The sequence below is a fragment of the Glutamicibacter sp. JL.03c genome (genome assembly GCF_025854375.1).
GTDB lineage: Bacteria > Actinomycetota > Actinomycetes > Actinomycetales > Micrococcaceae > Glutamicibacter.
This window is the reverse complement of record NZ_CP107575.1, coordinates 1,580,646-1,595,448: the sequence shown is the minus strand read 5'-3', so window position 1 is coordinate 1,595,448 and position 14,803 is coordinate 1,580,646. Positions and strand designations below refer to the sequence as shown.

At 60.4% G+C, this 14,803-nt stretch carries 14 protein-coding genes and 1 tRNA gene; 6 read left to right on the top strand and 9 right to left on the bottom strand.

Annotated features, from left to right (window positions below; all coding sequences use genetic code 11):
- Positions 1–87: 87 nt before the first annotated feature.
- The 3 genes from OF385_RS07280 to OF385_RS07270 form a co-directional block, all read right to left on the bottom strand.
- Positions 88–163: transfer RNA gene (locus OF385_RS07280), tRNA-Val, on the bottom strand.
- A gap of 116 nt (positions 164–279) precedes the next feature.
- Positions 280–729, bottom strand: a complete 450-nt coding sequence (locus tag OF385_RS07275) for a redoxin domain-containing protein (protein ID WP_264277665.1) — start codon at positions 727–729, stop codon at positions 280–282.
- Positions 729–1,103 carry a DUF3052 domain-containing protein gene (locus tag OF385_RS07270; protein WP_264277875.1) on the bottom strand — a complete coding sequence of 125 codons (375 nt, stop codon included), beginning with the start codon at positions 1,101–1,103 and terminating at the stop codon, positions 729–731. The genes OF385_RS07275 and OF385_RS07270 overlap by 1 nt, the downstream gene beginning before the upstream one ends.
- 404 nt (positions 1,104–1,507) lie before the next feature.
- On the opposite strand from OF385_RS07270, the gene aceE reads away from it, so the two are divergent.
- The 6 genes from aceE (at position 1,508) to OF385_RS07240 (ending at position 9,270) form a co-directional block, all read left to right on the top strand.
- A complete protein-coding gene (gene aceE / locus OF385_RS07265; RefSeq protein ID WP_264277664.1) occupies positions 1,508–4,252 on the top strand; it encodes a pyruvate dehydrogenase (acetyl-transferring), homodimeric type in 2,745 nt (914 codons plus the stop codon).
- A gap of 131 nt (positions 4,253–4,383) precedes the next feature.
- Positions 4,384–5,592: a PucR family transcriptional regulator gene (locus OF385_RS07260; protein WP_264277663.1), complete on the top strand. Its 1,209-nt coding sequence runs from the start codon at positions 4,384–4,386 to the stop codon at positions 5,590–5,592.
- Between the two features lie 176 nt (positions 5,593–5,768).
- Positions 5,769–6,692, top strand: a complete 924-nt coding sequence (locus tag OF385_RS07255; protein ID WP_264277662.1) for an ACP S-malonyltransferase — start codon at positions 5,769–5,771, stop codon at positions 6,690–6,692.
- A 212-nt stretch (positions 6,693–6,904) separates the two neighbouring features.
- Positions 6,905–7,150 (top strand): acyl carrier protein, encoded by a 246-nt coding sequence (locus OF385_RS07250; protein ID WP_022876609.1) that lies wholly within the window; start codon positions 6,905–6,907, stop codon positions 7,148–7,150.
- 108 nt (positions 7,151–7,258) lie between these two features.
- Positions 7,259–8,506 carry a beta-ketoacyl-ACP synthase II gene (gene fabF / locus OF385_RS07245; protein ID WP_264277661.1) on the top strand — a complete coding sequence of 416 codons (1,248 nt, stop codon included), beginning with the start codon at positions 7,259–7,261 and terminating at the stop codon, positions 8,504–8,506.
- A 188-nt stretch (positions 8,507–8,694) separates the two neighbouring features.
- The gene (locus OF385_RS07240) at positions 8,695–9,270 is read left to right on the top strand and encodes a dihydrofolate reductase family protein (protein ID WP_264277660.1); all 576 of its coding nucleotides are present in this window, start codon (positions 8,695–8,697) and stop codon (positions 9,268–9,270) included.
- Position 9,271: 1 nt separating this feature from the next.
- Here the strand turns inward: OF385_RS07240 and OF385_RS07235 are convergent, their stop codons facing one another.
- The 6 genes from OF385_RS07235 to OF385_RS07210 form a co-directional block, all read right to left on the bottom strand.
- A complete protein-coding gene (locus OF385_RS07235) occupies positions 9,272–9,652 on the bottom strand; it encodes a VOC family protein (RefSeq protein WP_264277659.1) in 381 nt (126 codons plus the stop codon).
- A 294-nt stretch (positions 9,653–9,946) separates the two neighbouring features.
- Positions 9,947–10,450, bottom strand: coding sequence for a DUF3145 domain-containing protein (locus tag OF385_RS07230; protein WP_264277658.1), 504 nt, complete (start codon positions 10,448–10,450; stop codon positions 9,947–9,949).
- Positions 10,451–10,592: 142 nt separating this feature from the next.
- Positions 10,593–11,591 carry a tyrosine recombinase XerC gene (locus OF385_RS07225; protein WP_319019274.1) on the bottom strand — a complete coding sequence of 333 codons (999 nt, stop codon included), beginning with the start codon at positions 11,589–11,591 and terminating at the stop codon, positions 10,593–10,595.
- A 25-nt stretch (positions 11,592–11,616) separates the two neighbouring features.
- Positions 11,617–12,861: a DNA-processing protein DprA gene (gene dprA / locus OF385_RS07220; RefSeq protein ID WP_264277656.1), complete on the bottom strand. Its 1,245-nt coding sequence runs from the start codon at positions 12,859–12,861 to the stop codon at positions 11,617–11,619.
- A 9-nt stretch (positions 12,862–12,870) separates the two neighbouring features.
- Positions 12,871–14,424 carry a YifB family Mg chelatase-like AAA ATPase gene (locus tag OF385_RS07215; RefSeq protein WP_264277655.1) on the bottom strand — a complete coding sequence of 518 codons (1,554 nt, stop codon included), beginning with the start codon at positions 14,422–14,424 and terminating at the stop codon, positions 12,871–12,873.
- Positions 14,421–14,783 (bottom strand): YraN family protein, encoded by a 363-nt coding sequence (locus OF385_RS07210; RefSeq protein WP_264277654.1) that lies wholly within the window; start codon positions 14,781–14,783, stop codon positions 14,421–14,423. The genes OF385_RS07215 and OF385_RS07210 overlap by 4 nt, the downstream gene beginning before the upstream one ends.
- Positions 14,784–14,803 lie beyond the last annotated feature (20 nt).

The window sequence follows — 14,803 nt, the reverse complement described above, 5'->3', positions numbered from 1 at the left end:
AGCCTTGGCGCAAGACGATTTTGGATTAGAGCAAATAAAAAACCCACGCCAGACCCTCTTTTACGAGGACTGACGTGGGTTTTTGATTGGTGGGCCCTACCGGGATCGAACCGATGACATTCACGGTGTAAACGTGACGCTCTACCAGCTGAGCTAAAGGCCCTAACCATGTTCGCCTTGAAAGCTAACGAGGAATAACTTTACAGAGATATTTGGTGGCGCGCAAATCGAGAACCGCATTTTCCGCGTGAACTGGAGCACAATCAACTTCAGCCATCCCTACAGGGCATCGATGGCGTCCTTGTAGTCCTGAATCTCGCGCGCTTCGTTCATCGCACCATGGAAAATATTGCGAACCACGCCATCGTCGACGAGCAGCGAGAGCCTGGTCGCCACGCCTTGATCTACGTCGAAAGCTCCAACGCGCCGCGCCACTTCCCCGTGTGGCCAGAAATCCGCGAGTAGCTCGAACTTCAGTTCCATCGATTCCGCATAGTTGCGAAGCGTGAATTTATGGTCGACGGAAATGCCAACGACCCGCACTCCGCGTTGGGCAAAGTAATCCTGTTCTTCATTAAGCGCCGCCAGCTCCGAACCGCAGACTCGCGAAAATGCCCACGGGTAAAAGACAACCAGCACTCGGCCTTGGGAAAGCCCTGTGCTGGTTATCGACTCGCCGTATTGATTTTGCAGCGAGAAATCGAACAGGCGCGAACCTGCTTGAATCATTAGTTCTTCTTACGTGGGGCCAGGCGGACTGCGGACCAGTCCTCCGATACGCCTTCACTGGTCGTCACATGCAGGCCAGCGCTTGGCGCCTCCTGCTGAATTAGTGCTGGGGATACGTGACCTTCGCGGCCCTGCTTCGGGGTGAGCAGCCAGACTACGCCGCTCTCCTCCAAGCAGTTCAACGCATCCATCAACGAATCTACAAGGTCTCCATCGCCATCGCGCCACCAGAAGATAACTGCGTCGACAACGTCATGATCCTCTTCGGTGAGCAGCTCTGAACCAATCAGATCCTCGATCGAGTCACGCAGATCGTAATCCACGTCATCGTCGTAACCCAGTTCCTGAATAAGGTTTTCATTTTGGAACCCCATTTTTTTGGCGGGCTCCAGGTTTGCCGATACGGCGTCGCTCACTTCATTCCTCCTGCTGGTGCAAAGCGTTACTACCAACGAAACACGGTTTTCCTGTTCCATTCAAGCGCTGCAGCAATAACACGCCGAACAAATATAACCCAGAATTCGGTGGTCCACATCATACCGACAGGTGCATTATCCAGATAGCTCCCATACGATATTGTGTAAGTCACTTTATAAGTCAGATTTAAGCGGTTTTTGGACCAGAAATATGCTCCCAAGCCCGCAAAAATGACATTAGAGTTGCATATGAACCGACAGTGCACATCACTCCAGTGTTACTGCACCCGTTGTCCCAAAACCGTCGCATCGCAGTGGAAAACTGCAACGCAGCGGAGCCGCAATTCAATCAAGGAGCTTCAGTGGCTGTAGAGGAACACATCTCCCAGATCCGTAGCGGGTTGACTTACCAGCTTTCAGATCAGGATCCTGAGGAAACCCAGGAATGGATGGACTCGTTTGATTCTCTCGTAGAATCCCAGGGCACCGAGCGTGCTCAGTTCATTATCCGCTCGCTTTTGCAGCGTGCAGGTGCCAAGTCCGTGGGGGTCCCCCATGTGACCACCACCGACTACGTGAACACCATTCCTGTGGATCAGGAACCAGACTTCCCGGGCGACGAAGCCATCGAACGCCGTTACCGCGCATTCATGCGTTGGAACGCAGCAATCATGGTGCACCGTGCCCAGAACCCAGCCATCGGCGTCGGCGGACACATCTCCACCTACGCGGGTGCGGCCACTCTTTACGAAGTTGGCTTCAACCACTTCTTCCGTGGCAAGAACCATCCAGGCGGCGGCGATCAGGTCTTCTTCCAGGGCCACGCTTCCCCTGGCATGTATGCACGCGCATTCCTCGAAGGCCGTCTGTCCGAAGAGGATATGGACGGCTTCCGCCAGGAGCACTCCAAGGAAGGCCACGCGCTTCCTTCCTACCCGCACCCACGTTCGCTTCCTGACTTCTGGGAATTCCCGACCGTGTCGATGGGTATCGGCCCGGCAAACGCCATCTACCAGGCTCAGCTGAACCGCTACCTGCAGAACCGCGGCATCAAGGACACCAGCGACCAGCAGGTCTGGGCCTTCCTGGGCGACGGCGAAATGGACGAGCCAGAGTCGCGCGGCTTCCTGCAGCTGGCAGCCAACGAGAAGCTGGACAACCTGAACTTCGTCATCAACTGCAACCTGCAGCGCCTTGACGGCCCGGTTCGCGGTAACGGCAAGATCATGCAGGAACTGGAAGCCTTCTTCCGCGGCGCCGGCTGGAACGTCATCAAGGTAACTTGGGGCCGCGAGTGGGATGCCCTGCTCGAAGCCGACAAGACCAACGCCCTGGTTGACATCATGAACCAGACCCCGGATGGCGACTACCAGACCTACAAGGCTGAGTCCGGTGCCTTCGTGCGTGAGCACTTCTTCGGCCAGCGTCCGGAAACCAAGGAATTGGTTGCCGACATGACCGATGACGAGATCTGGAACCTGAAGCGCGGTGGCCACGACTACCACAAGGTTTACGCAGCATATAAGGCAGCCGTTGAATTCAAGGGCAAGCCAACTGTCATCCTGGCCAAGACCGTTAAGGGCTACGGCCTGGGTTCGCACTTCGAGGCTCGCAACGCGACCCACCAGATGAAGAAGCTGACCATGGAAGACCTCAAGCAGTTCCGTGATCACCTGCGCATCCCGATCACCGACGCGCAGCTCGAAGCCGACCTGTACTCGCCACCGTACTACCGCCCTGCCGAGGATTCGGCCGAGTACAAGTACATGATGGAACGCCGTGCGGCTCTGGGCGGCTCGGTGCCAACCCGCCGCAAGGAGAGCTCGGTCAAGCTTCCATTGCCTGGCGACAAGGCCTACGCCATCGCCAAGCGCGGTTCCGGCAAGCAGCAGGCAGCCACCACCATGGCCTTCGTCCGCTTGCTCAAGGACCTGATGCGCGACAAGGAATTCGGCCACCGCATCGTGCCGATCGTCCCCGACGAATCGCGCACCTTCGGCATGGACTCGTTCTTCCCGACCGCGAAGATCTACAACCCAGGTGGCCAGAACTACCTGTCCGTAGACCGCGACCTGGTTCTGGCCTACAAGGAATCCCCTCAAGGCCAGCTGATCCACCCGGGCATCAACGAGGCCGGCGCTGTGGCGGCATTCACCGCGGCCGGCACCAGCTACTCGACGCACGATGAACCGCTGATCCCGATCTACGTGTTCTACTCGATGTTCGGCTTCCAGCGCACCGGCGACCAGTTCTGGGCTGCCGGCGACCAGATGACTCGCGGCTTCATCATCGGCGCTACCGCCGGCCGCACCACCCTGACCGGTGAAGGCCTGCAGCACGCGGATGGCCACTCGCCAATCCTGGCGTCGACCAACCCGGCAGTGATCACCTACGATCCTGCCTACGGTTACGAGATCGGCCACATCATGCGCTCCGGCCTGGATCGCATGTACGGCGGAACCCACCAGGATCCAAACGTGATGTACTACCTGACCGTGTACAACGAGCCAATCAGCCAGCCAGCTGAGCCGGAAAACGTTGACGTGGAAGGCATCATCAAGGGCATCCACCTGCTCAAGGAAGCCACCACCGACGGCCCGCGCGCACAGCTGCTGGCCTCGGGCGTGGCCGTGCCTTGGGCTCTGGAAGCACAGGAAATCCTCGCCGAAGAGTGGGGCGTTTCCGCCGATGTCTGGTCCGTGACCTCGTGGAACGAACTGGCTCGCGACGGCATGAACGCCGACGACGAAGTGCTGATCGACCCATCCAAGGCACGCCGCACCCCGTACGTGACCTCCAAGCTGGAGTCCACCCCGGGCCCGGTCATCGCGACCACCGACTACATGCGCGCAGTCCCTGAGCAGATCCGCCCATACGTCCCAGGTGAATTCCACACCTTGGGCGCTGACGGCTTCGGCTTCTCGGATACCCGTGCAGCAGCCCGCCGCTTCTTCAAGATCGATGCCCACTCCCTGGTGGTCCAGACCTTGCAGTCGCTGGTTGAGCGTGGCGAAATCCCTGCGGACACCGCGGTGAAGGCCCACGCCAAGTACGATCTGAACAACCCGAACGCCGGCAAGTCCGGCAACGCAGGCGGCGACGCCTAGACCTGAGGGTCGGCACCACGTGCCGTGTTCTGCGCCTGCCCCGCGACGGTGATTCCGTAGCGGGGCAGGCGCTTTTTAATAACCCTGCCTGACATGCGCATTGCGGGGCAAAAGTCACTAAGCTTGGAATCATGAGTCCCGAACTCGATGCCGCCACACCAAAAAACCGATCCAGCCACCACCAGCCGCCGAGCCCGCAAACGCTCAAGCGGCTCCAAAGCCATATCGGCGTGCTGTCCACCACCGCCCTGAAATACCTGGACCAGCAGCTGCCGTGGTACCGGTCCCTGGAACCCAACGAGCGCGCGGCCCTGGGCCTGATCGCCCAAAAAGGCATCTCCACGTTCGTGACCTGGTACGAGGACCCGTCCTCCACCCCCTCCTGGGTGGTCACAGACGTTTTCGGCGCCGCGCCCACGGAGTTGACCCGGTCGATCTCGCTGCAAAAAGCCCTGGGGCTTCTGCGCACCATCGTGGAGGTGGTCGAATCCCAGGTTCCGGACATCGCCACCGAGTCCGAACAAGCGGCATTGCGCGAAGCGGTGCTGCGCTACTCGCGCGAGGTCGCGTTCGCCGCCGCCGACGTGTACGCCCGCGCCGCCGAAACCCGCGGCGCCTGGGACTCCCGGCTCGAAGCCCACGTGGTGGATGCGGTGCTCCATGGCGAAGCCCACGATTCGCTGGCCTCCCGGATCGCCGCCATCGGCTGGAAATCGCAGAAGGACATCCGCATTCTGGTGGGCACCACTCCGGCTGCCAACTCCGCGACCTTCGTCTCGACCCTGCGCCGGGTCGCCACCCGCTATTCGCGCGACTCGCTGGTCGGGGTGCTCGGCGACCGGTCGGTGCTGATGCTTTCGGATACCAAGTTCGACGAGGTTGACCTCACCCGCTTCACCCGGTTCTTCGGCCCCGGCCCGGTGGTCTATTCACCGCTGGCCGCCACTGTGAAGGACATGCACCATGCCGCGGTCGCCGCGGTCGCCGGTTACAGCGCGGCCCGCGCATGGCCACAGGCACCCAACCCGGTCAGTGCCGATGACCTATGGCCAGAACGGGCCAGCAATGGTGATCAGCTGGCCCGCACCGCGCTGATCGAACAGGTTTATCAGCCGCTGCAGCAGGCGTCCAACGGGCTGCTGGACACGCTATCGAGCTACCTGGCCTTGGGCCATTCCCTGGAAGGCACGGCGCGTGAGCTTTTTGTCCATGCCAATACGGTGCGCTACCGGCTCAAGCGGGTCAGCGAAGTCAGCGGCTGGGACCCATTGGTGCCACGGGATGCCTTCGTGCTCCAATCGGCCCTGCTCTACGGCCGGCTCCATGAGTTCAACTTGTAGGCTTCACCCAAAGACAATGCATGACGCAGCACACCTTTGCGCTCGCTCATAGCGCATTACATGGGAACTTTGGTTCGCCATGCGATAAGCTTTTGTAGAGTTCCCACAAACAGTCACCTCGAGCTTGGTACCGAAATGAAGCGCCAAAAGCTCCTGATATTTGGAAAGCTGTAAGAGTGTTAGCAATCGTTTGCCCCGGACAGGGCTCCCAGACCCCAGGTTTCCTCGCCGAATGGCTCGAAGTCGAAGGTGTTGCCGATCATCTGGCCGCCCTCAGCGCCATCACCGAGCGTGACCTCACCGCCCACGGCACCGTCTCCGACGAGGAGACCATCAAGGACACCGCCATTGCGCAGCCACTGATCGTCGCCGCAGGCTTGGTGACCGCCCGCGCGCTGTTCGGCGACCAGTTGCCAGCCGGCAGCATCGTCGCCGGCCACTCGGTTGGCGAGATCACCGCCTCGGCATTGACCGGCGCCCTGGCTGAAGCCGACGCCATGAACTTCGTCAAGGTGCGCGCCAACGCCATGGCCGAGGCAGCAGCAGCGACCCCGACCGGCATGGCGGCCGTCCTCGGCGGCGATCCCGAAGAAGTGCTCTCGACTCTGGACGGTTTGGGCCTCACCCCGGCCAACGCTAACGGTGGCGGGCAGATCGTTGCCGCCGGCACCGCCGAACAGCTCGCCGAGCTGGCCGAGAACCCGCCAGCCAAGGCGCGCGTGATTCCGCTGAAGGTCGCCGGCGCATTCCACACCTCGCACATGCAGCCAGCGGTAGGCGCACTCAAGCAGCTGGCTGATACGCTCACTCCGGCCGATCCTAGCGTCCAGCTGCTGTCCAACTTCGATGGCCAGCCGGTCGCCGATGGACCGTCGAACCTCGACTCGCTCGTTGCCCAGGTCTCGCGCCCGGTGCGCTGGGACCTGTGCATGGAGACCCTGGCCGCTGCTGGCGTAACCGGAGTCCTGGAACTGGCTCCCGCCGGAACCCTGGTCGGACTGGCTCGCCGCGGACTGAAGGGCGTGAAGACCCTGGCGGTCAAGTCGCCTGCCGATCTGGAGGCAGCCAAGGCCTTCGTCGCCGAGCATACCGCCGGCTAACCGGAGTCACACAAAGATTTGCGCGCCGAAACAGCCATGATGCCACCGGCAAGCTCATCTCTGGCCTAAGCTTTAAACCGACGAAACTGCGGGGCATGCCAATGCACCATGGTTTCAGCACACCGGCTTAAGACGGGAACCTGTCCGCAGGGGCTTGTAACAGCCACAATGAACACCGGAGTCCTCCGGCAACTGAAGAAAAGGAGCCATCCATGGCTAGCAACGAAGAAATCCTGGCGGGCCTCGCCGAAATCGTCAACTCCGAGACCGGCCTGGACGAAGCAGACGTGCAGCTGGACAAGTCCTTCACCGAGGACCTGGACATCGACTCGATCTCGATGATGACCATCGTTGTAGAGGCAGAAGAGAAGTTCGACGTTAAGATTCCGGACGAGGAAGTCAAGAACCTGAAGACCGTAGGCGACGCTGTTAACTTCATCGCCGGCGCACAGGCCTAAGCTTTCGGCGTTTACCGCCACCCCCGTTGTGCGGGCAAGCCGCGCACACCGACCGGTACGTCAAGCCGGTCCCCTAAATTTCTTAATCGCACAGTAGAGAGTTTGATGATGGCGCGCAAAGTAGTGATCACCGGTCTCGGAGCCACCACCCCTATCGGCGGAGATGTCCCAACCCTTTGGGAGAACGCTTTGAAGGGCGTTTCTGGCGCCGCAACCATAGAGGATTCCTGGGTGAAGGAATTCGACCTTCCGGTCACCTTCGCTGCGCGAGCTGCCGTTCAGCCCACCGAGGTGCTCTCCCGCCCAGAAACCAAGCGCATGGATCCTTCCACGCAATTCGCTGTGGTTGCCTCGCGCGAAGCCTGGGCCGATTCCGGCCTGAACAAGGACGAGATCGACAATAATAAGCTGGCCGTCGCATTCGCTACCGGCATTGGCGGCGTCTGGACCCTGCTCAACGCCTGGGACACCCTGCGCGAAAAGGGCCCGCGCCGCGTGTTGCCGATGACCGTGCCGATGCTGATGCCAAACGGCCCAGCCGCTGCCGTATCGCTGGATCTCGGCGCTGAAGCCGGTGCGCACACCCCGGTCTCCGCTTGCGCTTCGGGTACCGAAGCCATGCACGTCGGTCTGGACCTGATCCGCTCCGGCAAAGCCGACGTGGTCATGGTCGGTGGCGCGGAAGCCGCCATCCACCCGATGCCGATGGCCGCGTTCGCCTCCATGCATGCCCTCTCACGCCGCAACGACGATCCGGCCAAGGCTTCGCGTCCCTACGATGTTGACCGCGATGGCTTCGTCATGGGTGAAGGCGCCGGCGCTCTGGTGCTGGAAGCCGAAGAGCACGCGCTGGCTCGTGGCGCTCGCATCTACGCCGAGCTGGCTGGTTCCTCCGTGACCTCCGATGCGCACCACATCACCGCTCCGGATCCAGAGGGCATGGGTGCCACCCGTGCGCTGAAAGCCGCCATGTACGACGGCTTGATCCAGCCAGAGGACGTCGTGCACGTCAATGCGCACGCGACCTCCACCCCAGTGGGCGACGCACCGGAATACACCGCGCTGAAGAACGCCCTGGGCGATCAGCTGGACAACGTGTGGGTCTCGGCAACCAAGTCGCAGATGGGCCACCTGCTAGGCGCCTCTGGTGCCGTTGAATCGGTCCTGTGCGCACTGGCTGTCTACCACCGCACCACTCCAGTGACGATCAACCTGGATAACCAGGATCCAGAGATCCCGCTGAAGGTTGTCACCGGGGAGCCAAAGCCGCTGCCAGCTGAAGGCACCATCGTGGCCCTGAACAACTCTTTCGGCTTCGGAGGCCACAACGCTGTCGTCGCTATCCGCAGCGTCTAGCCACACCTGAGCTTCCTGAAGCTGATTGCCGATGGGCTGGTCCAAGGTTTTCCTTGGCCCAGCCCATCGGCGTTTATTCGCCCGGCTTCGCCAGAAATAGTTGTCCGCATTGGCCTGTGCTTGCTACGCTCAAGATCCGCCCAGTTGATGCGGAACTTTTTGCTTTCCTCAGGTCAGGAGCTGCCCTCATGCGCACACTTATCGCCACCGCATTTGTCTCACTCGACGGTGTTGTCGAAGCACCGGGCGGGGAACCCGATTACCGCAATTCCGGGTGGACCATGAACAGCGTCGAATTCGATCCAGCCGCATATGAACTCAAGGGAACCGAGCAGGCTGAAGCTTCAGCCATGCTATTGGGCCGAATCAGTTATCAGGCTTTCTCCCCAGTTTGGCCCTCGATGACCGAAGAATTTCCGCACTATAACGCGATGCCAAAGTATGTGCTCTCCACGACCCTGGCCGAGAAGGATCTGGTGGAGAACTGGGGCGAAACCACGATCCTGCGTTCGGTCTCCGATGTAGCCCGCCTGCGCGCCGGCGAAGGCGGACCAATCAGCATTCACGGATCAGCAACATTGGTCCGCTCGTTGCAGGAGCACCAGCTCATTGACCGGTACAACCTCCTCGTATTCCCGGTGCTGCTGGGCGCAGGCAAGCGACTGTTCAGCCTAGAAAGCTTGGACGCGCAGAAGCTGCACCTGGTGGATTCCCAGACCTACTCGAATGGCATCCAGAAGAACGTCTTCGATGTCATGCGCTAGGTCATCCGTCCAGATACCCCTTGGTCAGCAATTCCAGATAGTGGCCTGACGGATCTAGCAAATACACTCCCCTGCCGCCATGCTCATGATTGATCGATCCGGGGCGCTGTCGTTGCGGGTCCGCCCAGTGTTCGATTCCTGCCGTGCAAATCCTCCGGTATGCGCGGTCGAAGTGCGATTCGCCGAGCAAGAAAGCGTAGTGCTGGGGCGGAAAGTCGATCGGTGGCGTTGCAAACTGGAGCAGCACGCCACCGTCGAGGCTGATGTTGCGGAATGGTCCCCAATGCGGGGCGGGCTTCGCTTCTAGCAGGCCCGTGTAGAACTTCGCCATGCGCCGGGGATCCAGCGAAGCGATGATCGTGTGGTTAAATCGTGCGGTCATGTCTCCCTTTCATGTTGTGTCCGAGAATTCTGTACGTTGAATATCTCGGACACCGGGAGGCCCGCGAATCAGGGAACGACCAGGGAGCCGTTCCGGGAGTGGCTATTGCAAGCCTGACTGGTCTTCATCGCCAACGAGTCTAGCACCATCATCGACTACGTATCTAGGCCATCAGCGTTGAATCAAGAAGTGGGATCCCAAACAGGGATCCCACTTCTTTTGGTAACAACCCCGCACCACCGGGGTCTGACTGGATGCAGATGTAAACACACCCAGAGACTTAATAACCAGTCGCTATACCACCTGGTTGAGCCATCGTACAGGCGACTCATCGCCAGAGTGCCGGAATGGTTCAAGTTCTTCGTCCCAGGCTTCACCGAGGGCGATCGACATTTCCTGATAGAACACGGATGGGTTGCCGTCGCCCTTTTCGTAGGCCCAGCGAATGCGTTCTTCACCGACCATGATATTGCCCGCAACATCCACGGTCGCGTGGAAGATCCCCAAGTCCGGGGTGACAGACCAACGGCTGCCATCAGCGCCTGGACTTGGATCCTCAGTGATTTCGAAACGCAAGTGCTGCCAGCCATGCATTTCACTGGTAAGCAACGCGCCAGTGCCTTGTGGGCCTACCCACTCAATTTCGGCGCGGCAAAATCCGGGTGCGACGTGTTGTTCGGCCCAGTCCATCTTGACTGGGGTACCAAGCACGGACCCAATCGCCCATTCGAGATGCGGGCATAGCGCTGCAGGGGCGGAATGTACAAATATCACGCCTCTGGTCATCGGTGCAGACATGCCATCCTCCGTTACGGTGTTGATCGTCTTCCCCTACGTCAACATCGAACAGGTGCTTTCGCCGCCGATACTTCTATTTTGCCCGATGAAGGGCACTTTTCGCCACCCGGATCGAAGACTTTCCCAGATTGGGTGGAAATCTTCAGGCCCGCGGGTGGGCTTGGCGATAGCTTTGCCGCAATCGCTCCACGGAAACGTGCGTGTAAAGCTGGGTTGTCGCCAACGAAGCGTGCCCGAGAAATTCCTGTACCGCTCGCAGGTCGGCCCCACCGTCGAGCAAATGTGTAGCCACAGTATGGCGTAGTGCGTGAGGACCGCTCGCCGAGGTGTCTCCAAGAAGGCGCAGGGCCGTGGCTATGACTTCACGTGCTTGCCGGACATTGAGCCTGGCGCCACGGACTCCCACCAGCAGAGCGTCTCCTGCCGACTCGGATGCCAAGATCCTGCGATGGGATCGAATCCAATCGATAATCACCCGCTCCGCAGGTTTGCCAAATGGAACTACGCGCTGCTTGTTGCCCTTACCCAGCACGCGCAAGGTCCTTCGTTCAAAATCGACATCTGCGATGTCCAGGGCAACCAGCTCGCTGATACGCAGACCAGAGGCGTAGAGCAACTCTGCAATGACCTTGTCGCGGCACTGGATAGCCAAGGATTTCGAGTCATTCGTTTGTTTATCCTCGACGCCATTCACGTTGCTTGTTCCCTCGGACGCAGCCGCTTCATCCGAGAGCAGCCTGTCAATCTGGCTGGGCTGAAGAACATGCGGCAGACGCCGCTCTTTTTTGGGTGCTGCCAGCCGCAGTGCCGGGTCAGCTTCAATGAGCTGGTGCTTGAGCGCCCAGGCGAAGAAGTTCTTAACCGCCGAGATCCGGCGCGCCAATGTAGTGCGTGAGACATCGGACTCGTGAAGGTAGGCCAGCCAGTCTCGCAGCATGTCAACAGAAACCTGTTTCAAGGATGGGTCCGCGGCGCGCTCGTTGAGGAACTGCCCGAGATTTCGCAGGTCAACATCGTAGGCTCGCAAAGTATTCTCGCTGCGCCCGCGTTCGCGCTGCAGGTACTCCAGATAGTCTGCAACTGGTTCTGAAAACTTCGCTGACGGCCCGGCTGATTGCTTCGAGGCGGATTCTTGCTTCATCACCACCGAGCTTACCCGACCGCGATCATTTGCCTTGGTAGAGCAACCTCCATGACAACCCGTCAGTGCCTGCCAGGCCGAGGTCTTCCAACCGCCCCAGAGCTGGCAACGTCTGAATGATCGGGATACCGCTGCGCGCGGAAATCTCATCTACAAGCATCAGCTTCGAGAAGGACATGATGTCGTAGATCATGCCTTCGTCGCGGCCCAGTTGATCGGTGGCACGTTTCGGCGCGGAGTTTTCTTTCGGAGCCTGAGCAGGGTGCTGCGCGCCGACCAGTGCCAGCGCGTCTTGCAGCGAGGTCAACAGGACAGCGCTTCCCTCGCCGATCAACCGGTGACAACCTGCAGAATTCGGGGCGAACACACTGCCAGGGACCGCGGCGACATCACGCCCCAAGTCAACAGCGTGGCCAACAGTATTCAGCGCACCCGAACGGTGCCGGGCTTCGGTCACTACCACCAAACGGCTCAGTGCCGCGATGATCCTGTTTCGATTCAGGAATCGGAATCTGGCAGATGTCGTACCCGGGGGAACTTCTGAAAACAGCACACCTCGCGCCACAATTTGATTCAGCAAATTGCTATTGCCCGATGGGTAGAGCCTGTCAATGCCACCGGCCATGACGGTGATCGTCGGCGGGTTCGCAGCGGACCACTCATCCACGGTCAACGCTGCCCGGTGGGCACTTGCGTCGATACCGTAGGCGCCTCCTGAAACAATGCTGTATCCCTGCAGCGCCAATGTACGGCTCAAGTCGAAGGTCACCTGATCGCCGTAGTCGCTGGCATCGCGTGAGCCGACGATAGCCACGTTGCGTCCCATCTGCTGGCCGCCGAGGAATGCCGGGTCGGCGGCCCTCCACCATAAGCACAGCGGACGTCCCAGATTGAGGTCATCAAGCTGCGTCGGCCACTGATCGTCGCCAGGGATCAGTAATCCCCCTTGGAGTCGCGCGGCGGTGTCCAACGCAGCCTGCGGGTTGCTTAACGGCAGCCGTTTCCGCCATCGGGTTAATGCCGCTTTGAGATCTTGCGCCATATTCGAGGAGGTCTTGAATCCCAGGATTTCCTCCACTCTTGGTTTCAGGTCCCTGGGCATGAAGTCCTCTTTGCGGATCAGGCTCAGCAGTTCCGAGGGGCTCATGAGCTCCAGCAAGGCCGATGCGGTGAAGTCATTCGGTTCGATCAACTGGTTCAAATGCACATAGGTCAGGTGTTCGGAGCTGATACGGCTTGGCGCCTGCGCTGCGTTCGGATTTATCGACATGGAGGTGGCCTAACTATTCTCGAGGCTTTGCCGCAGGTGAGCGGCAACGGCAAGGTCGTCTTCGGTGGGAGCTGCATGCTGTTGCTGGTCCGCTACGGTCCACGCCACACGGAGCAGTCGGTGGATGCCACGGGCCGAGAGGCCGCGACGGGTAGCGAGCAGTTCCAACGCCTTCTTGGTTTGCGCCGGATACTTCAACTCGTGGCGCAGCACTTGTGTCGGGATCTGGGCGTTGCAGCTGATGGAGAATGCTCGTAGCCGTTTCTGGCTGCGTTCCCGGGTGGCCAGGACCCGTTCGCGAACCGCGTGGCTTGATTCATTGGGCGTGGTGCCCAGCAGTTGCGATTGATGCACCGGATTGACCCGCACCTGCAGGTCGACGCGATCCAGTATCGGGCCTGACAAGCGGGCGAAATATCTGCGTCGAGCCATGGGCGTGCAGGTGCAGCCAGTCCCCGTCCCGAAGTTCCGGCCGCATGGGCATGGATTGGATGCCAGGATCAGCTGGAAGCGGGCCGGTAATCGTTGGTGGCCTTTTGCACGCGCCAGGTTGATATAGCCTTCTTCGATGGGCTGGCGCAGTGCGTCAAGGACTCCGGTATTAAATTGGGCGGCCTCATCCAAGAACAGGATTCCGTGATGCGCCCGGGTGATCGCACCGGGAATCAGCTGCGAGGTTCCTCCTCCGATGAGCGCGGAGAGCGATGCTGTATGGTGTGGCGCGACGAATGGCGGGGTTCGCTGGAGCTGATTCACCTCGTGCCTTGCCCCGCGCGTTATGGAATGAACTGCCGTGGCTTCCAGCGCTTGCAGGTCGTCCAGCGGGGGCATGATGGTCGGCAGACACTTGGCCAGCATGGTTTTCCCCGCGCCGGCAGGGCCGACCATGATCAGGTGGTGTCCCCCGGCAGCAGCTAGTTCCAAGGCCATCCGCGCTTCTTGCTGCCCGTTGACCAGTTGCAGGTCGGCTTCCTCGTTCCCGGCACCCATCATCGTCGATTCAGCGGACGATTTTGCTGAAAGCGGATGGTGCAAATGGATAGTGATCAGCTCGTCCTGGGCTCCGCAATAGCGCAGCACCTGTCCGAGATGGCGGGCAGAGATGACCTCGAGGCCTTGGACCAATCGTGCCTCGTTGCCATTGCCTTCAGCTACGATGACTCGCTCCAGGCCATGTTCCTTGGCCAGCTGCACTGCTGGCAGGACGCCGGGCACGGCCTTGAGGGTCCCATCCAAGCCCAGTTCAGCCAGGTACAAGGTGGAGGGGCTGGCGAGCAATTGCTGATCGGCGGCCAAGGCTGCGATGAGGATCGCCAGGTCGAATCCGGAACCGTATTTGGGCAGGGTGGCCGGCGAGAGGTTGACCGTCAGCTTGCGATTGGCCAATGGGATACCGGTATTCCTAGCGGCAGCCTTGATGCGCTCCCGGGCTTCATTCAATGAGGCGTCAGGCAGGCCAAGGATGATGAACCCGGGGATTCCGTTGCCTAGATCGGCTTCAACCTCGACCAATGAGACGCCGACGCCGTGGATGGCGGCAGCGCTGGTCCGAGCGGTGCTCATGGCTGCACCGCTGGGTGCAGCAGGCAGGTGTACTCCGTGCCAACGGGATACACCTCGATGATGTCCACGCGTGGTTGCGGGATGAAGATCCGGTGGGCCTGGGCCCAGAGAATCAGCAGCTTGTGAAGCCGGCGGTATTTCTGCGCGGTGATCGCGTCAAAGCCCGTGCCATAGCGCATGGAGGAACGGGTTTTCACCTCGATGGCTACGATCTGGCCGCTGGCCGTTCGCGCTACGGCATCCAATTCCCCCGCCGAGCAGCGCCAATTCCTGTCGAGGAGCTCGTAGTGGTGCTCGCTGAGGTACCGGGCGGCGGCCTGTTCCCCGGCTGCACCCAAACGTTGTGCCGCTTTGCGCATGTTGACTCCTGGATGTTCGA